At 43.8% G+C, this 19,647-nt stretch carries 16 protein-coding genes; 13 read left to right on the forward strand and 3 right to left on the reverse strand.

Features of this window, described 5'->3' with window-relative positions:
- Positions 1–11: 11 nt before the first annotated feature.
- Positions 12–1,538 (reverse strand): bifunctional phosphoribosylaminoimidazolecarboxamide formyltransferase/IMP cyclohydrolase, encoded by a 1,527-nt coding sequence (gene purH / locus LA313_RS13505; protein WP_228915871.1) that lies wholly within the window; start codon positions 1,536–1,538, stop codon positions 12–14.
- 147 nt (positions 1,539–1,685) lie between these two features.
- On the opposite strand from purH, the gene LA313_RS13510 reads away from it, so the two are divergent.
- The gene (locus tag LA313_RS13510; RefSeq protein ID WP_228915873.1) at positions 1,686–2,939 is read left to right on the forward strand and encodes an ABC transporter permease; all 1,254 of its coding nucleotides are present in this window, start codon (positions 1,686–1,688) and stop codon (positions 2,937–2,939) included.
- 77 nt (positions 2,940–3,016) lie between these two features.
- Positions 3,017–4,336, forward strand: a complete 1,320-nt coding sequence (locus LA313_RS13515; protein WP_228915875.1) for a serine hydrolase domain-containing protein — start codon at positions 3,017–3,019, stop codon at positions 4,334–4,336.
- Positions 4,337–4,433: 97 nt separating this feature from the next.
- Here LA313_RS13515 and LA313_RS13520 read toward each other — a convergent pair whose 3' ends face one another.
- The gene (locus tag LA313_RS13520) at positions 4,434–4,889 is read right to left on the reverse strand and encodes a GAF domain-containing protein (RefSeq protein WP_228915877.1); all 456 of its coding nucleotides are present in this window, start codon (positions 4,887–4,889) and stop codon (positions 4,434–4,436) included.
- Positions 4,890–4,976: 87 nt separating this feature from the next.
- Between LA313_RS13520 and xrtF the strand changes: the two genes are divergently transcribed.
- Both xrtF and LA313_RS13530 read left to right on the forward strand, forming a co-directional pair.
- On the forward strand, positions 4,977–5,534 hold the full coding sequence (gene xrtF / locus LA313_RS13525; RefSeq protein ID WP_228915879.1) for an exosortase family protein XrtF: 558 nt from the start codon (positions 4,977–4,979) through the stop codon (positions 5,532–5,534).
- The gene (locus LA313_RS13530; RefSeq protein WP_228915881.1) at positions 5,518–5,955 is read left to right on the forward strand and encodes an exosortase F system-associated membrane protein; all 438 of its coding nucleotides are present in this window, start codon (positions 5,518–5,520) and stop codon (positions 5,953–5,955) included. Before xrtF ends, LA313_RS13530 begins: the two co-directional genes overlap by 17 nt.
- A gap of 234 nt (positions 5,956–6,189) precedes the next feature.
- On the opposite strand, the gene LA313_RS13535 is transcribed toward LA313_RS13530, so the two are convergent.
- Positions 6,190–6,387, reverse strand: a complete 198-nt coding sequence (locus tag LA313_RS13535) for a Rossmann-fold NAD(P)-binding domain-containing protein (RefSeq protein WP_228915882.1) — start codon at positions 6,385–6,387, stop codon at positions 6,190–6,192.
- Positions 6,388–6,571: 184 nt separating this feature from the next.
- Between LA313_RS13535 and LA313_RS13540 the strand changes: the two genes are divergently transcribed.
- From LA313_RS13540 to LA313_RS13585, 9 genes are all read left to right on the forward strand, one after another.
- Positions 6,572–6,970 (forward strand): HYC_CC_PP family protein, encoded by a 399-nt coding sequence (locus tag LA313_RS13540; RefSeq protein ID WP_408641377.1) that lies wholly within the window; start codon positions 6,572–6,574, stop codon positions 6,968–6,970.
- A 76-nt stretch (positions 6,971–7,046) separates the two neighbouring features.
- Complete coding sequence (locus tag LA313_RS13545) at positions 7,047–10,877, forward strand: efflux RND transporter permease subunit (RefSeq protein ID WP_228915886.1); 3,831 nt, start codon at positions 7,047–7,049, stop codon at positions 10,875–10,877.
- Positions 10,874–12,127 (forward strand): TolC family protein, encoded by a 1,254-nt coding sequence (locus tag LA313_RS13550; protein WP_228915888.1) that lies wholly within the window; start codon positions 10,874–10,876, stop codon positions 12,125–12,127. The genes LA313_RS13545 and LA313_RS13550 overlap by 4 nt, the downstream gene beginning before the upstream one ends.
- Positions 12,111–13,871, forward strand: a complete 1,761-nt coding sequence (locus LA313_RS13555; RefSeq protein ID WP_228915889.1) for an efflux RND transporter periplasmic adaptor subunit — start codon at positions 12,111–12,113, stop codon at positions 13,869–13,871. Before LA313_RS13550 ends, LA313_RS13555 begins: the two co-directional genes overlap by 17 nt.
- Positions 13,872–13,895: 24 nt before the next feature.
- Positions 13,896–14,489 (forward strand): DUF3347 domain-containing protein, encoded by a 594-nt coding sequence (locus LA313_RS13560; RefSeq protein ID WP_228915891.1) that lies wholly within the window; start codon positions 13,896–13,898, stop codon positions 14,487–14,489.
- A 27-nt stretch (positions 14,490–14,516) separates the two neighbouring features.
- Entirely contained in the window at positions 14,517–15,056 is a 540-nt protein-coding gene (locus LA313_RS13565) for a helix-turn-helix domain-containing protein (RefSeq protein ID WP_228915911.1), read from the forward strand.
- 137 nt (positions 15,057–15,193) lie between these two features.
- Positions 15,194–15,739: a DUF3347 domain-containing protein gene (locus LA313_RS13570; protein WP_228915893.1), complete on the forward strand. Its 546-nt coding sequence runs from the start codon at positions 15,194–15,196 to the stop codon at positions 15,737–15,739.
- Positions 15,740–15,770: 31 nt separating this feature from the next.
- The gene (locus LA313_RS13575; RefSeq protein WP_228915895.1) at positions 15,771–16,265 is read left to right on the forward strand and encodes a DUF305 domain-containing protein; all 495 of its coding nucleotides are present in this window, start codon (positions 15,771–15,773) and stop codon (positions 16,263–16,265) included.
- A gap of 82 nt (positions 16,266–16,347) precedes the next feature.
- Positions 16,348–19,641, forward strand: coding sequence for a heavy metal translocating P-type ATPase (locus tag LA313_RS13585; protein ID WP_456300206.1), 3,294 nt, complete (start codon positions 16,348–16,350; stop codon positions 19,639–19,641).
- Positions 19,642–19,647: the final 6 nt, after the last annotated feature.

Below are 19,647 nucleotides of genomic sequence, written 5' to 3' on the forward strand. Positions count from 1 at the left end.
ATGTAATAAAATTAATGTTTAAAATGTCTTGTGCCGGTCATTACCATAGCAAGATTGTTCTCGTTGCAATAGTCTATACTTAGTTGATCCTTAATAGATCCACCCGGCTGAATTACAGCAGTGATCCCGGCTTTGTCAGCAATTTCTACACAATCAGGGAACGGGAAAAAAGCATCACTTGCCATTACCGCTCCTTTAAGATCAAATTCAAAGGAGTTTGCTTTGTCGATACTCTGTCGAAGGGCATCTACCCTGGAGGTTTGACCGGTACCGCTCGCAAGTAATTGTTTGTTTTTTACCAGGACGATAGTATTTGACTTTGTGTGTTTGCAAATTCTGGAGGCAAACAACAGGTCATTTAACTCCTGTTGTGAAGGTTTATTGTTTGTCGCGTAAGTTAAATCTTCTTTGGAATCTGTTTTTGAATCCCTGTCCTGAACCAAAATTCCATTAAGGCAGGTGCGTACCAGCTTCTCCGGAAGATTTGTTTTCTTCTGAACCAGTAATACCCTGTTCTTTTTTCCTTTTAAAATATCCAAAGCTGCTTCGGAATAACCCGGAGCTATAACAACTTCGCAGAACAATTCATGGATCTCCCCGGCAGTAGCTTCATCAATCTCGGTGTTGCTGATCAATATTCCACCGAAGGCTGAAACAGGATCCCCTGCCAAAGCATCTTTATAAGCCTCAAGCAAAGATTCCCTCTGTGCCAGTCCGCAGGCATTGTTGTGCTTTAAAATAGCAAAAGTAGGTGCGTCATTTTGAAATTCGTTCATAAGGTTCACTGCAGCATCAACGTCCAGCAGATTGTTATATGAAAGTTCCTTCCCATGCAGCTTGTCAAACATGGCAGAAAAGTCTCCGTAAAAACGCCCTTTTTGATGGGGATTCTCACCGTATCTTAATTCCTGTCCCCCATTGAAACTTTGTTTGAAGGTCAATTCATCTTCATTGAGATAATTAAAAATTGCCGTATCGTAATGTGAGGAAATATTAAAAGCCTTTGCAGCAAATCTTTTACGATCCTCAAGGCTGGTTTTTCCGTTGCTGTCTGATATGATCTGTAAAAATTCGGCATAATCATCTACAGATGATACACAGGTCACATCATTATAATTCTTGGCGGCTGCCCTTATGAGGGAAATCCCGCCGATGTCAATTTTTTCAATGATATCTTCTTCGGAAGCACCCGAAGCTACTGTCTTTTCAAAAGGATAAAGGTCCACGATCACTATGTCGATCTGTGGGATCTCATATTGTTCAAGTTCAGCCTTATCCTGCGCATTTTTACTTCGGTTTAAAATGCCTCCAAAAACCTTTGGGTGCAGGGTCTTAACCCGTCCCCCAAGAATGGAAGGATAAGAGGTGATATCCTCAACCGGAACTACATCTATCCCCAGGTCCTTAATAAACTTTTCGGTTCCTCCCGTAGAATAGATGGTGATTCCCAGCTCATTAAGTTTTTTTACTACAGGTTCAAGCCCGTCTTTATCAAAGACTGAAATAAGTGCAGATTTAGCCGATTTGAAGTCGCTCATTATGTTGGTTTTGTTGAGGTTGCAAAAGTAATTATTTCGATATAAAATTAAGGGGCTGCTACCTTTAATTATATAATTATTTTGTAACGAATTTTCAAACCCGGCGTCTTATGGAGTGCAGGTATCTAATAACTCATAAAAACTACGATGTTAATATATTTAAGGGTTCTTAAAGAGAGTTTTTTTTTCGCAATAAGCGCTCTCAAAAACAATAAACTGCGAACCATGTTGTCTCTTCTGGGAGTCACCATTGGGATTTTCTCGATTATTGCTGTACTTGCCGCAGTAGATTCACTGGAGAAGGAAATTAAGGGAAGCCTGAGCTCGCTGGATAACCGCACCATGATCCTCACCCGTTTTTCTTTTGGCCCCACAGAGGTGCCACAATGGAAAAGGGAACAATTCCCCGATGTTAGTTATGAGGAATATGAATATCTAAGCCGCTCTGTACCCGATGTTTCGGCTATGTCTTACGTGCTCAATGTGCCCCCCGAAAATATTAAGTACAGCGATAAAACAGCATCAAATGTAGGTATTGCTGCTGTTTCTTCAGAATATTATGATATTGAAGCTCTTGAGATTGAAGAAGGCCGCTTCTTTAATAAGGCTGAATCTGTTAGTGGTACACCCGTCATTGTGCTGGGGCATGATGTTTACGAGAACCTCTTTGGAAACCGTAATGCCCTGGGGCAGGAGGTAAGGCTATACGGAAGGAAATTTACCGTAATTGGCGTACTGGAAAAGAAGGGAGCGAGTCTTTTTGGTGGTAGTCACGATACTAATGTGTTTGTACCTGTTAATGTTGTAAGAAGGATCTACGGCGGAAGCAATCGCGGTACCTTTCCGCAGGTGGTTATCAAGCCTGATCCAGATGTTGACAGCAATGAATTAATAGCCTATATCTCACAACAGCTCCGAAACTTCAGGGGGTTACGACGCGATGATGTCAACAACTTTTTTGTGAATCAACTGGAAGGTTTTACCGATCTCATTGATAACATGACAGGTCAGCTGAATTTCTTTGGACTTATAATCAGTGGTTTCTCTCTCCTTGTCGGTGGTTTTGGAATTGCTAACATCATGTTTGTGAGTGTGAAAGAACGTACGAACCTTATTGGTATTCAAAAATCTCTCGGAGCCAAGAACAAGTTCATCTTGTTTCAGTTTTTATTTGAGGCAATAATACTTTCTGTTATAGGTGGTCTTATAGGTCTACTCCTCGTGTGGGTCGGTTCTATTGTGGTCTCCCAGTTCACAGGAAGTTTTCAGTTCATTCTTTCTTCCTCGAATATGTTTATAGGTACAGCAGTATCGGCAGTCATTGGGTTAATCTCGGGGATAGTACCGGCAATTTCAGCATCGAAACTGGATCCTGTTGAAGCTATTAGAACCGGAATGTAAAACTTCACATCACTTTGTATAACATCAAATTACCGTATGTAGATTAATTTGTCAGTCAATCTTTTAATCAACCTAACATGAAAAAATTATTCACAATTCTGGCTTTCATTTGTGTTTCGATAGTCGGGGCACAGGAATTCGATGTTCAGAAAATGGACGGTCTTTTTGAAGCTGTTGAAGAGAATAACAAGGGGATGGGTAGCTTTGCTGTTCATAAGAACGGCAAACCTGTTTACACAAAAAGTATTGGATATGCCGATGTGTCAAAAGATATTAAGGCCGACGCGCGAACCAAATACCGCATTGGATCTATCTCCAAGACAATTACTGCCGCTATGATCCTGCAAATGGTAGAAGAGGGAAAATTGTCGCTTGACACCAAACTTTCAGAATTTTATCCTACTCTTCCTAATGCAGAAAAAATTTCCATTGAAGATATGCTAAGGCACCAAAGCGGGCTTTTTAATTTCACTAATGAAGACGCTTACCTTGATTACATGGAGGAGCCTAAATCCAAAGAGGAGCTTTTGGCAATATTTAAAGCCCATAAACCTTCCTTCCAGCCGGGGGAAAAGAACGAATACTCCAATACTAATTATGTGCTGCTTTCTTTCATCCTGCAGGACGTAGAGAATGACAGCTATGCCGGGGTGCTTAAAAAGCGAATCATAGAACCGCTTGGGCTGAAAGATACATATTACGGCGGAAAAATAAATTCAGATAATGCTGAAGCCTTTTCTTACCAAAAGAAAAAGGATTGGAAACCTGCTACCGAAACCGATATGAGCATCCCCATGGGCGCAGGAGCAATTGTTTCCACCCCTTCAGATCTTAATTCCTTCTACACAGCTCTCTTTGAAGGGAAAGTGCTGCAACAGGAAACTTTTGAGCAGATGAAAACTTTCAAAAATGGTTACGGAATGGGGCTTTTTAATTTTCCCTTTAACGATAAAACCCTGTACGGTCACACCGGGGGAATAGATGGATTCAATTCCATGAGTTCTTACTATCCCGAAGAAGACCTGGCCGTATCTTATATTTCCAACGGTACCGATTTTTCACCTAATGAAATAGTGATTGGAGCTATGAGTATCTATTGGGGATTGGACTTCACACTCCCTTCTTTTGAGCCTTCCATGGAAGTGCCCGAAGAAAAACTTCAGGAATATACTGGTACTTATGGCAATGAAACCTTCCCGCTAAAGCTGGAGATCTTTGTAGAAGATGGAACTTTGATGGGGCAGGGAACCGGGCAGCCATCTTTTCCTCTTGAAGCTTATGATGAAAATAAGTTCCAGTTCACCCGCGCCGGATTAAAATTGGAATTCGAACCAGAAGCCGATAAAATGATATTGATGCAGGGCGGTGGTACTTATGAATTGACCCGCGAAGAATAGGGCGGTAAAGAATCTAAAAAATAAGGGGTGCCAAAAATGACTTTTTTGGCACCCCTTATTTTATTTCCGTCATCCTGAACTTGTTTCAGGATCTTAATTATAGTATCTCCGCTACTTTTTCGTTCACATATTCCAGGAAGCGCTCATCTTCTTCAGTAAATGGATCGGCGACATTGGAATCAATATCTATTTGACCAATGTTTTCGCCATTTTTGAACAAAGGCACTACTATTTCAGCTTTTACATGAATGCTGCAGGCAATATAGTTATCCTGAGCTTTCACATCGGGTACCACAAAATTTTGGTTGGACACAGCTACCTGTCCGCAAATGCCTTTTCCGAAGGGAATGATGGTATGATCTGTAGGTTCACCTGCAAAAGGTCCTAGTTTCAGTTCATTTTTATCGCCGTTCTTAAAGTAGAAACCCACCCAGGTATAGTAATCAACTTCAGCTTTAAGCAACTCACAAAGTTGGGTGAGACGTGCTTCCACAGAAGCTTTTTCATTGGCAAGAATATCAGCGGACTCTTTTCTTAATTTATCAAATGACATTGTTTACTTTTTTGAGCAAAAGTATTTAAAAATTCAGCTTAGCCTTTGATTTTAAATAAATACTTTTGATGAAAGCATAAGCTAAATTTGCGCCGCCTCATTCAGAAATACGCCCCGGTAATACGGTTTATTTTCACCTTTTTAGGTGCCTATCTCCTGTTAGCATTGCTGTACAATTTGTACCTGCAAAATTTTGACTGGGGAGATTACTACCCCGATTTTCTTACGCACCTTGTGGCGGTTCAAAGTGAAGCCGTGGTATCGGCTCTTAACTATAATTCGGAAGTAACACCGGGATACCCCGAGACCAACATGCATTTGATGGTCAACGGCAAATTTGTGGCTCGGATTATCGAAGGTTGTAATGCCGCCAGTATTATTATCCTCTTCGTATCTTTTATGTTGGCTTTCTCGGGAAAATTAAAGACTACGTTTTTCTTCACCCTGGCGGGAGTCGTAATAATTTATGTGATAAACATCTTAAGAATTGCCTTTATGGCCATTGGGATTTATGAACTTCCTGAATATGCCCATTTTCTGCATTCCATAGCTTTCCCGTTGGTGATCTATGGAGTTGTTTTCCTTCTTTGGGTGCTCTGGATTATTATTTACAGTAAACAAATTAAATATGAAAGGAGTCGTTAAGATCATTATCATCCTGGGACTTGTTGGCGTACTGGCGCTTATAAGGGTTTATGAATACAAATTTTTCTACGATCCCTTTATGTATTTTTTCGAACAGGCTTATCAAAGCGGGGAAACGATAGATTTCTCTTTTGAAATGTTTTTTAACGTCTTTTTGCGATTTTCCCTTAATACTCTTGTTTCCCTCTTGATCTTGTGGGTAGCCTTTCAAAGTTGGGGGATCATCAAATTCTCTGGAGTTATTTATCTTACTTTTTTTATAGTGCTTTTTCCGTTTTTTGTTTACTTAATGCATCACGTGCAGCCACAGGATTACCTTGCCGCTTTTTACGTGCGGCGGTTTTTGGCCCATCCACTGCTCATTTTGATTTTGCTACCGGCTTTTTATTATTACAGGTTGCAGAGATCTGTTGCAGATTAAACCTAAAAATGGCTAATCTGCATCCTGTCCTTATTCTTACGTAGCCAGGATGAAGTTTAATAATTCAGGATCTAACTTCCTTGTATTTTCCACGTCTCTTGCTTTGCAATATTCTCCTTCAAAATCTGCTTTAAATTGAAACACATTTCCCAGATCGTCGGCTCCGGGAAAATTAAAGCTTCTATAGACAGCAGGTTCCACAGCATTATACCGGACCTTCTTTCCGTAGACTTCCTAAAAAGTGGTGGCCATTTGATCTCCGGTAAGATGTTCCCCGGCAATGCCCACGCTTTTTTTCTTGTGTTTATCTCCTGCCTTGAAAATTCTATAGGCAATCTTACCAATATCTTCTGCTGCAATACCAGGCAATTTCTTATCGGCCATAGGAAAAGTAAAATATAGTTCCCCATCTGCGCCTTTTTGAGGAACCATTCAGAAGTTGATGAAATTATCCCAATAAAAAGAAGTGCGGAATAAGGTATAGGGAACCCCGCTGTCTTCAAAATATTTATTAGATTCTCCTTTGGCGTCTTTAGGGAGGAGCAGATTTTGTATAATTATGGAAGACTTTTGTACTTAGCTGCAGATAATTAAAAAATATATACCTTTGTCTTCTGTGAAAAGACTTTTTCAAAAATCCGGATCTTTAATAATGGCATTTTTGGTGCTGTTCTCCACCGTGTCTTTTACGGTGGACAAGCATTTCTGTGGAGAAATTCTTGTGGACCAGGCTGTTTTTTCTGAAGCTAAGACCTGCGGAATGCATGGCGATATTACTACTTCGGCTGAAGATGAATGCTGCGATGAAGAGAAAGTTGTAGTTGAAGGCCAAAAGGAATTAAAGATCTCTTTCGATGATCTTGACCTTGACAAACAGGTTTTCCTGTCTTCTTTCACCTGGTCTTATGCTAATCTTTTTGAAGGAGAGCCTCAGGCTGAAACTCCTTTTTTCCATTACAAACCTCCCTTGCTCGTCTATGACATACAGTTGCTTGACGAGACTTTCCTTATTTGATATTTAACCTGATTTTTTGACCCTGCACGCCGGGGTTGCTGTGTTTGTTCACATTTAATCAATTTAATATCAAAGAATGTTTTCTAAAATAATAAGTTATTTCCTTTATAACCGGCTGGTGACAAGCCTTTTGCTAATCTTAATGATTGGTTGGGGTGTGGTCACTTCTCCCTTCGACTGGGATTTTGATCTCCTACCTCGGGATCCTGTGCCGGTAGATGCGATTCCCGATCTGGGCGAGAATCAGCAGATCGTCTTTACCGAATGGCCCGGCCGATCGCCACAGGACATTGAGGACCAGATCACCTATCCGCTCACCACCGCCTTACTCGGAATTCCGGGGGTGGAGTCTATTCGTAGTACGTCCATGTTCGGGTTTTCCAGCATCAACATCATCTTTGATGAAGATGTAGAATTCTACTGGTCCCGCACCAGGATTCTTGAAAAGCTCAACTCTCTTTCACCCGGACTTTTACCCGAAGATGCCCAACCTACTTTGGGACCCGATGCTACTGCTCTGGGCCAGGTTTTCTGGTACACGCTCGAAGGAAGGGATACAGCGGGTAATGTTACCGGCGGCTGGGACCTGCACGAAATAAGATCGGTGCAGGATTACTATGTAAAGCTCGGTTTGAGCGGAGTAGAAGGAGTCTCAGAAGTAGCTTCTGTTGGAGGATTTGTTCGTGAATATCAGGTCGATGTAGATCCCGATGCTTTAAAGGCATTTAATGTAGGCATTGACGATGTGATGATGGCGGTGAAGAACTCCAACCGCGACATTGGTGCCAAGACCATTGAAGTCAACAAAGTGGAATACCTGGTCCGTGGGCTGGGTTACATTGAATCTCTTGAAGATATAGAAAACACTGTGGTCGCGGTCAATGAGAACAAGCCGATCCTTATTTCTGATATTGGTGTTGTAACACTGGGGCCTGCCGAAAGACGCGGGATTTTAGACAAGGCCGGTGCTGAGGTCGCCGGGGGAGTGGTAGTTGCCCGTTACGGATCTAATCCGCTGGCGGTGATCAACAATGTCAAAGATAAGATTGAGGAAATCGCTCCGGGTATGCCTACAAAGATTTTGCAGGATGGAACGGTGAGTAAATTGACCGTAGTTCCGTTTTATGATCGTACGCAGTTGATACATGAAACTTTAGGAACCCTTGAAAATGCCCTTTCAGACGAGATTCTTATCAGCATCATAGTTGTTATTATTCTGGTCTTGAATCTTCGCGCTTCTATCTTAATTTCAAGTCTGCTGCCCATCGCGGTGCTCATGACCTTCATTGCCATGAGGTACTTTGGAGTGGATGCGAATGTAGTTGCGCTTTCTGGTATTGCGATTGCCATTGGGGTTATGGTCGATGTGGGAATTGTCTTCGTCGAAAATACGCTGCGACATCTCGAACTCCCTGAGAATAAAGATGTTCAGGGGTCCAAGCTTTTAAAAGTAATTCGAAACGCTACCATAGAAGTAGGTCCTGCTGTCACGACTGCACTGGCTACAACAGTAGTGAGTTTCCTTCCGGTTTTTTTCATGGAAAATGCCGAAGGTAAACTCTTCATTCCGCTGGCTTTTACCAAAACATTCGCTTTAGTAGCAGCCTTTTTGCTCGGAATCATCGTGCTGCCAATGTTGTCTTACTATTTCTTCTCTTTAAAGCTGAAAAAGGAGAAAGTGAACCGCATCTGGAACTACAGCCTTATTGCCGGCGGAATTGTCCTTGCTCTCCTCTTCGGGATGTGGCTGCCCCTGGCGCTAACGGTAATTGGAGTCTTGAGACTACTTGAACCTAAAAGCCGTGGGTTCCTTGGGAAATATTCAAAAGAAATCTCACTTTTCATTATCCTGGCCGTAACGATATTTTTCCTCACCAGGCATTGGATGCCATTGGGAGTGCGTAACCACATTATAGAAAATTACCTGTTCGTAATTGTGCTTTTAGCACTTACTCTGGTCGCGCTTTTGGCAGTCGTAAGGTTCTATGAGAACATATTGACCTGGTGTCTGGAGAACAAGAAAACTTTTTTAATGCTTCCGGTAATCACCATTTTGATCGGACTTTTGATCTGGCAGGGATTCCCAAAAATTTTCGGATTCATTGGTGACGGCGCAGAAGAAATTGGCTGGGAATTAAGGGAAACTGCAGCCTGGGAAGGTGCTTCCGAGGCATTTCCCGGCGTAGGTAAAGAATTTATGCCAACGCTGAATGAAGGAAGCTTTTTACTGATGCCTACTGCAATGCCGCACCTGGGAATTGAAGGCAGCAAGGAAGTACTTCAAAAGCTGGACATGGCGGTCACTAATATTCCGGAAGTTGAGGTTGCTGTAGGGAAACTGGGAAGGGCGGAGACTGCAATAGATCCGGCTCCAATTTCCATGTACGAGAATGTCATCAATTACAAACCCGAATATATGCTGAACGAAGATGGAGAAATGCAGCGCTTCAGGGTAGATGATGACGGAAATTTCATTCTGAAGTCAGGGGAAGCCTTTCCTCATGAAGAAGTGGTCCTTAAGAATATCACAGCTAAAGATCTGATAGCCGATGAAGACGGGGAATATTTTAGAAACTGGAGGGAGCATATCAACAGCCCCGATGATATATGGGATGAAATCGTCAGTGCCACCCGCTTTCCGGGAATTACTTCGGCTCCCAAGCTGCAGCCTATTGAAACCAGGCTTGTGATGCTTCAAACCGGAATGAGAGCTCCAATGGGGATCAAGGTTTACGGGCCTGACCTGGAGACGATCCAGAATTTTGGATTTAAACTGGAGGAGATCCTAAAACAGGTTCCTTCGGTGAAAGAGGAAGCGGTCTTTGCAGATCGAATTGTCGGTAAGCCATATCTCGAACTCGACATCAACAGACAGAATATCGCCCGTTACGGCCTCAGTATCGAAAAAGTACAGCAAACTATTGAAACTGCAATCGGCGGGATGGAGATCACCACTACCGTTGAAGGCCGGGAGCGTTATCCTGTCCGGGTGCGGTATCCACGGGAGCTAAGAAATTCGCCGGAGGAGATTGAGCAGATCCTGGTGCCAACACCTACTGGAGCGCAAATTCCGTTGGGACAGCTGGTAGAGGTGCGGTACGTAAAAGGGCCTCAAATGATTAAAAGTGAGGATACCTTTTTAGTAGGTTATGTGCTTTTCGATAAAAAAGAGGATTTTGCCGAAGTAAATGTGGTGAATGACGCACAGGATCTAATAGCTGAAAGAATTGCTACAGGAGAACTGGTAGTTCCGCCCGGGGTGAGCTTTGAGTTTTCGGGGAATTATGAGAATCAGGTACGGGCAGTCAAGAGGCTCGCTATTGTAATTCCTATTTCGCTGGTCATTATCTTCCTGCTTCTTTATTTCCAGTTTAAAACTGTAATTGCATCTACCATTCACTTTTCGGGAGTATTTGTGGCTTTTGCCGGCGGATTCATCATGATCTGGCTTTACGGGCAGCCCTGGTTTATGGACTTCAGCATTTCGGGAATGAACATGCGAGACCTGTTCCAAATGGGCACGATCAATTTAAGTGTTGCGGTTTGGGTAGGATTTATCGCCCTTTTTGGGATCGCAACAGATGACGGGGTGCTTATGGGAACATACATCCATCAGGTCTTTGAGAAGCGGGATCCACAAACAGTTCCGGCTGTAAGAGCTGCAGTGCTCGAAGCAGGTAAAAAGCGGGTAAGGCCGGCAATGATGACGACAGCGGTAACAATAATCGCCCTCTTCCCGGTACTTACTTCCACAGGAAAGGGTGCAGATATTATGGTTCCTATGGCAATACCTATTGTGGGCGGAATGGTGATACAGATCATGACCATCTTCGTAGTACCTGTTTTACAGGCTATATGGAGGGAAACCGTAGTTACAAGAAACTCAAACAAAATAACAGCAGAATGAAAGATTCTCTAAAAATATCATTTTTGACAGGTCTGTTTTTTCTTCTCTTCGGAAGCATAGAAGCTCAGACGCTGGAGGACTATCTGTTGATCGCTGCGGAAAATAATCCGCAGGTGAAGGCTGCATATTCCGAATTTGAGGCGGCCCTGCAGGAAGCACCGCAGGTGAAGAGCCTGCCCGATCCCACCCTCACCGTTTCGGCCTTTGGCCAAATGGTGGAAACTCGGCTTGGTCCGCAGGAAGCCCGGTTTTCTATCATGCAGATGTTCCCCTGGTTTGGAACTCTTGAGGCACGGGAGAATGTGGCAACTTTAATGGCCGAAGCTAAATTCCAGGCTTTCCTGGAAACCCGCAATGAGATCCTGTTGCAGGTGAGCAGTAAATACTATGAACTTTACGAGCTCGAGCAACAGCTGCAGTATCAACAGGAGAACCTGGACATACTTCAGAACTATAAGGACCTAGCGCTTTCCCGCGTGAGTGCAGGAAGCGGAGCATTGTCTGATGTTTTACAGGCAGACATCATGCGAAATGAATCCATTACAGGTTTGGACGTGATCCGGCTCAGAGAGGATGTGCTGGTCGCTCAGTTCAATGCCTTACTGGACCGTGAAAAATCTGAAGTAGTAGTGGTGCCGGATGAGGTGGAAATAGTTCCCGAAAATGCCATTTTTGACACCTTAGTGGAAGACAATCCTCAGCTGGAAGAACTGGAGAATATGGCAGCATCGGCGCGTGCACGTGAAGAACTGGCGAAGAAAGAGGGAATGCCAAATGTCGGAATTGGACTGGATTATGTAATCGTCGGGGAGAGAATGGACATGGCGGTAGAAGATAACGGTCGTGACGCGATTATGCCGATGCTTTCGGTGAGTCTGCCCATCTTCCGCGGGAAGTATAAAGCTGCGCGCAAACAGGCGGCTTTTTTGGCCGAGAGTTATGAGCAGCGAAAAGAAGGTTTGAAAAATCAACTTTCAGCAGAACTGGAGGCAGCCCTTTTTGAAGTCCGGGAGGCGCAAGCCATGCTGCAACTTTACAAGCGACAGGTAGAAAGTTCAGACCAGGTACTCAACTTATTGCTTTCCTCTTACCGAAATGCAGCTTCAGATTTTGAGGAGGTGCTACGGGTGAGGCAGGAACTTTTAAAATATCAGCTGGCGGTGGCAGGGGCAGAGGCCAATTATCTCACCGCACTGGCAAGAATCGATTATTTATCGGGTAAAACTTTAGATTATGACAGGCAGAAATAAAAATATACTCATCATAGCCGGTACACTGGTGGCAGGGATCCTGCTTGGCTGGCTCTTTTTTGGCGGCAGCGATGATGCCGAAATTCATGACCACAGCTCAGAAGTCGCGCAGGAAACTGTTTGGACCTGTTCCATGCACCCACAAATAAGGGCGACAGAACCGGGGAAATGTCCTATCTGCGGAATGGATCTTATTCCGCTGGAAAGCTCAGACGCCATGGAAAATCCCGATGCTGTGCAAATGACAGAATACGCTATGAAACTAGCCAATATCCAGACGCAGGAAGTCGGTAGCACTTCTGCAGAAAGGGAGATAGAGCTTAATGGAAAAGTAGTGGTAGACGAAAGGATCTCCTATACTCAGAGTACTCACGTGCCGGGAAGGATCGAAAGGCTGATGGTCAATTTTACGGGAGAGGAAGTCCGCAGGGGACAGGCGCTGGCAGTAGTTTATTCACCCGAATTGGTTACGGCACAGGAGGAACTTTTACAGGCCTATGCTATTCGTGAGTCGCAACCTGAACTTTTTGAAGCTGCAAAACAAAAACTGAGAAACTGGCGGATCGGGGAAAACCAGATCAACCGGATCCTCGAGAGCGGAAAGGCTACAGACCGTTTTACCATCACCGCCGATGTGAACGGGGTGGTGACAGAAAAATTAGTGGAGGTAGGAGATTATGTGGAAAGAGGAATGCCACTGTACCAGATTGCCGACCTTTCAAAAATGTGGGTTCTTTTTGACCTTTATGAGAGGACCTTAGGAATGGTTAATGTAGGAGACACAGTAGAATTTACTGTAGCTTCTATCCCGGGAGAAACCTTTACCGGGACTATTAATTTCATAGATCCCATAATTGACCGTCAAACCAGAGTGGCTACTGCGAGGGTAGAAGTTTCAAATATTGATCAAAGGCTGAAGCCGGAGATGTTTGTCTCGGGGGTAGTGACGGGAGGTGGTGACGATGAAGCAGCTTCAGGATTGACTATTCCGAGGTCGGCAGTGCTGTGGACCGGGAAGCGCAGCATCGTCTATGTGAACGAAGGCACTGCAAATAATCCTCTTTTTGTGATGAGAGAGGTGGTGCTGGGGCAACTCCTGGGATCGGCTTACGTGGTTCAGGAAGGACTGGCTGCGGGAGAAGAGATCGTGGTAAATGGAACTTTCACTGTGGATGCTGCTGCTCAACTTGCAGGAAAACCCAGTATGATGAATCCGGCCACCGCAACTTCAGCCGCAGCGCAGGTCGATGTAAGGCAGTATCTGCAGGATAGCGGGTATGACTACAGGGCGCAGGCTTCAGGAGAATTTCAGCAGCAACTGGATTTGCTCGTGAGAGATTATCTTCAGCTAAAAGATGCCCTTGTGGAGGGACAGGCAGAGGAAAGTCTGAAGTTTACAAAACAGTTTGCCAATAGCCTTCAGCAAATAACAGCAACAGGAATGGCGGGAGAAGCAGAAGCTTTTTGGCAGGAGAAGAAGAAGTTCCTTTTGCAACATTCTGAAGAAGGGCTCAACACAACTGATCTTAAAAAGCAAAGGGAGAATTTTGTTTATCTTTCTGAAGCGCTCATCAAAACCGTAGCTGCCTTTGGAACAGGTGATAAAACTATATATGTGGACTATTGTCCTATGGCGAATTCAGATAAAGGTGCGTACTGGCTGAGTGACGTGGCCGAAATAAGAAATCCTTACTACGGGGATGCCATGCTCACTTGTGGCGAAATTGTAGAACAAATTCAATAATCAATAATTATAAACAACAGAAAAATGAAAAGAACAAAAATGTCAATTATGGCCCTTGCTGGAGCATTTTTACTTGCTTCATGCGGAGAGACAAAAAAAGAAAATGAAATTGAAGACGGTGCAATGCCAATGCAAAACGAGATGCATATGGAAGAGACCGATGATCACAATATGGACAATATGAACGTGAACCTTGATGACGGTGCCCAGGGTGATCTTGCCTTCAACAACCAGAACATGGAGGCTGTCTACAACCACTATATGCACGTCAAGACCGCTTTGGTGAATACCAATGCTGAAGAAGCAAAGAGCGGAGCCCAAATGATGACTGAAGCACTACAAAATGCCGGTGGTAACGAGGAAGCTTTGAATGCGGCTCAAACTATCGCCCAGACAGATGATATCAATGTACAGAGAACCACTTTCCAGGACCTTTCTGATGCCATGGAAAATATGTTAACGGGAGAATTATCTTCAGGAGAAGTTTACAAGCAGTATTGTCCTATGGCTTTTGACGGAAAAGGAGCTTACTGGTTGTCATCTTCAGAAGAGATCCGTAACCCGTACTACGGTGACAAGATGCTGAAGTGTGGAAGCGTTCGCGATACTATCAAATAGTAGCAGGTGAAGCTTTTTATCAAAAATATGGTTTGTAACCGCTGTAATATGATGGTGAAGTCTGAACTGGAAAAGTTCGGGCTTCATCCTGTTACAGTCAAGTTGGGTATGGCCGAGATAGAAAAGGAATTAACTCCCGGAGAGAAGAAGCTTCTTAATGAGCGATTTAGTAGATTGGGGTTCGAACTTATTGACGATAAAAAGACCCGGCTCATTGAGAGCATAAAAACTACAGTTGTGGAGTTGATCCATAATTCTGATGATCTCCCAAAAATGACATTTTCGGAATTTCTTTCTGAAAAGTTCCATCAGGATTATTCGGCCCTCAGCAAACTATTTTCTGAAGTGCAGGGGGTGACCATTGAACAATACGTTATCACTCAAAAGATCGAAAAAGTCAAAGAACTTTTGGTCTATGATGAGCTTTCTCTAAGCCAAATCGCCCATCAACTGCATTATTCCAGCGTTTCCCATTTGAGCAAACAGTTCAAAAAGGTCACGGGCTTGACTCCCACCCATTTTAAGCAGGTAAAGGAAAATAAGCGCACACCGCTTGACGAACTATAGGTTTTTGTTCTTTCCTTTTTAGTGGTTAAGACTGTCCTTGAAAAACCCGATAAATATTGGGTTTTACGAATTTTTTATGAGTCTTTGCCTTGGCTTTTTCCGAACTTAGTATAAGATTAAATTTAAATCATAAACTCATGAAAGCTTATTTTAAATTAATGATGCTTTGTTTCAGTTTTATCCTGCTGCACTCCTGTCAGGACAAGGAAAAACAACAAAGCGTGGAAATCAATACTTCCGAAGAAATTAAAGAAGCAGCAAAAGAAACCCCGGATATTGCCGACCAGCATTTTATTGATGGTATGACAGGGAAAATATGGCATAACTATCTGGAGATTAAAATGGCTTTAACCAATGCAGATGCAGACGAGGTACAGGATGTGGCTCAAAGTATGATCGCCTCCTTTTCGGCAGAGCGTGCCGAGATGAAAGCTATAGCCCAGCAAATGTCTGAAACCGAGGACCTCGAGGAGCAAAGGGAATTGTTCGCGGCATTTACAGAAAAAGCGGGACCTATGTTTGAAGATGCATTATCTGGTGGTACAATTTATAAAAAGTTCTGCCCAATGGCATTTGATAATAAAGGAGCTTACTGGTATGCCGATATTGAAGAAATAAACAATCCATATTTCGGCGATAAGATGCCAGATTGTGGTTCGGTAGAAAAGACGATTAAAAAATAAAAAAGCTTAACCAATCAAAAACCAAAATAAGATGAATTCAGAAGATAAAAAACAGCATAAAATGAGTGGCAGCAATTACGGCAGGTTCTTGTTAATGCTCGGTTTGTCCTTTGTGGCTATGTATATCACGATGTATATGAACACCTATGAATGGGATCATGTTTATTTTAGTATGACCCGGTTTTATATGACTTGCCTAGGTATTTCGGCTATGGCGGTGATCATGCTTTCTCTTATGCTCAAAATGTATAAAAACAAAAAAAAGAATATTGCCATTTATCTGGGTAGCCTTGTCTTATTTGTATCGGCATTAGGTTTAGTTAGAGCGCAGCGGCCTGTTATTGGGGATGTTTTGTACATGAAAGCGATGATCCCTCACCACTCGATCGCAATTTTGACCAGTAAACGCGCAGATATTGATGACCCCGAAACTAAAAAACTGGCTGAAGAAATTATAGAAGCTCAGAAAAGGGAGATCGCGCAAATGAAAAAGATAATTTACCGCCTGGAGAATGAGGAGGAATAGGAGAATCTTACCATAATTTTCCCGAATTGTATAACACATTCGGCTTCTTTCCTGCGAACTTTGGAGTCTAAAGTGAAAGAAAATGGTACATACATATAAAATAACCGGCATGACCTGCAACGGCTGTCGTGCTCATATTGAGAAGACGCTTCAGGAAGTTGACGGGGTGAAAAATGCCACTGTTGATCTTGAAAAAGGGGAAGCGGTGATCGAAATGGACCAGCATATTCCCTGGGACATCTTGGAAACAGCCCTGCAAAAAGGCGGTGGAAATTATCACATCTTCGCTCCCGGTACTGCTGAAGCAAACTCAAACTTTGCCAAAGTTGAGACAAGCATGACCCATACCTATCAGGTGACCGGCATGACCTGTAATGGCTGCCGTGCTCATGTGGAGGAAGCTCTACGGAAAGTTGACGGAGTGAAATCTGCTTCTGTAGATCTTGAAAAGGCTGAAGCGGTGATCGAAATGGATGAGCATATTCCCTGGGACATCTTGGAAACAGCCCTTCAAAAAGGAGGTGGAAATTATCACATCCTCGCTCCTGGTACTGCTGAAGCAAACTCAAACTTTGCCAAAGTTCCACAAAAAAATAGTTCGGTTTCTGATGATAATACTGCCGCTGATGATGAAAACTTTGGCAAAGTTGAGGCAAGCATGAGCCACACCTACAAGATCATAGGTATGACCTGCAACGGCTGTCGTGCTCATGTGGAAGAAACTCTCAACAATGTTCAAGGAGTAAAAAATGCAGCGGTGGATCTGGAGAAAGCCGAAGCTGTCATTGACATGGAAAAGCATATTCCGGTTGGGGTTTTCGAAGACGCCCTTCAAAAAGACGGCGGGAATTATCACATATTGGATGCTCCAAAAAATGGACAACTTGAGCAGCGTTTTGAGATCGTAGGTATGACCTGTAGCGGCTGTAGAGAACACGTGCAGGATGTGCTGCAGAAGGTGGATGGAGTCGGGAAAGCAAAAGTTGACCTGGAAAAGGCAGAGGCCTTTGTTTTCATGAATAAACCTGTGCCTGTAACTGCCTTACAGGAAGCCTTGTTGGAAGAGGCGGGTTCTTATAATATCTTCCTGGCCGGACAGGATTCCTCTGCGCCACCTAAACCCAAAAAACCACAGGGGAAAGGCACGGGAACTTATTACTGTCCCATGCACTGTGAAGGCGATAAAACCTATGACAAACCGGGAGACTGCCCTGTCTGCGGAATGGACCTGGTGGAAGAAGTGAGTTTGACCGTGCAACCAGATCAATATACCTGCCCCATGCACCCTGAAGTAGTTGAGGATGAGCCTGGAAGCTGCCCCATCTGCGGAATGGATCTCGTACGAATAGAGCCTGACCTTACCGGGGAGCAGAAAACCTATAACAAGCTGGTCAAAAAGTTTAAAATTGCCGTTGCTTTTACACTGCCCATCTTTCTTATTGCCATGGGAGAAATGATCCCCGGCAACCCAATTTATGAATGGATGAGCATGGAAGCCTGGAACTGGATACAGTTTGTGCTTTCCCTGCCGGTAGTTTTCTACGCAACCTGGATGTTCTTTGAAAGAGCCTATAGATCGGTAAGATCCTGGAACCTTAACATGTTCACCTTGATTGGGATTGGTGCGGGAGTTGCCTGGCTATTTAGTGTTTTCGGGATGGTATTTCCTGACTTCTTTCCGGCGCAATTTAAGACGCATGCGGGCACTGTGCATGTCTATTTTGAAGCCGCCACAGTAATTCTCACTTTGGTATTAATGGGACAGGTGCTGGAAGCCCGTGCGCACAGTCGTACGAATTCTGCAATCAAGGAATTGCTAAAACTGGCTCCTAACAAAGCGACTATTGTAGTTGATGGAGAAGAAAAAGTTATTGATACAGACAAGATAGAAGTCGGCGACATTCTTCGGGTGAAGCCGGGGGAGAAAATCCCTGTGGATGGAAGTATCCAAAGAGGGGAAACCAATATCGACGAATCCATGATCACGGGAGAACCTATACCGGTGGAAAAAGTTGAAGGCGATAAGGTGACTTCTGGAACCATTAACGGAAACCGCAGTTTCACCATGAAGGCTGAAAAAGTAGGAAATGAAACCCTGCTCGCCCAGATCATTAAAATGGTAAACGACGCAAGCCGCTCACAGGCACCTATTCAGAAGTTGGCGGACAGGATTTCAGGCTACTTTGTACCGGTAGTGGTGTTCATTTCCATCATAACCTTCGTTATTTGGGCGATCTATGGACCTGAACCCCAGTATGTATATGCACTCATCAACGCCATTGCTGTGTTGATCATTGCCTGTCCCTGTGCCCTGGGCCTTGCGACGCCAATGTCTGTCATGGTAGGAGTGGGAAAAGGTGCCCAGAACGGGGTGTTGATCAAGAACGCACAGTCCCTGGAGCAAATGAACAAAATTGATGTTTTGATCATCGATAAGACTGGTACCATAACTGAAGGCAAGCCTTCTGTTGAAAAAGTGGTGGCCTATGGAAGTTATTCCGAAGAAGAGGTGATCCAATTAATGGCATCGGTAAATGCCCAGAGTGAGCACCCTTTAGCTTCAGCAACGGTGAATTATGCGAAGGAACGAAAAATAGCTATTTCTGAAGCATCAGACTTTAATGCGGTTACAGGGAAAGGCGTGACCGGTTCAGCTTCAGGAAAAGAAGTTGCAATCGGAAACGAGAAACTCATGAGTCAGCTTAATGCTGAAGTTTCAGAGGAGCTTCAGAAAAAAGTAAAACAAGAGCAGGAGCAGGGCAAAACCGTTTCATACATCGCTATTGACAATGAAATTTCAGGTTATGTCACCATTACCGATCCTATTAAAAAAACAAGCCGCCAGGCCATCCAAGAACTTATGGATGATGGAGTGGAGGTGATCATGCTTACCGGTGATAATCAAACTACGGCCGCGGCTGTGGCTTCCGAACTGCATCTCACTGGCTTTAAAGCCGGAATGCTTCCGCAGAACAAACTGGAAGAGGTTGAAAAACTTCAGGCACAAGGAAAAAAAGTGGCTATGGCCGGAGATGGAATTAATGACGCACCCGCACTTGCCAAAGCCGATATCGGGATCGCTATGGGTACAGGGACCGATGTTGCCATTGAGAGCGCTGAGATCACCCTCGTAAAAGGGGATTTACACGGGGTAGTAAAAGCCAAAAAGCTGAGCTCAAAAGTGATGACCAACATCAAACAAAACCTGTTCTTTGCGTTGATCTATAATACATTGGGAGTGCCTATCGCGGCCGGAGTGCTTTACCCGTTCTTCGGACTTTTACTTTCCCCGATGATCGCGGCTTTAGCGATGAGCTTTAGTTCGGTGTCGGTGATCGCAAATGCGTTAAGATTAAGAACTGCCAAAATTGACTAGTCAAAA

The organism is Salinimicrobium sediminilitoris, from assembly GCF_020866905.1.
Taxonomy (GTDB): domain Bacteria; phylum Bacteroidota; class Bacteroidia; order Flavobacteriales; family Flavobacteriaceae; genus Salinimicrobium; species Salinimicrobium sediminilitoris.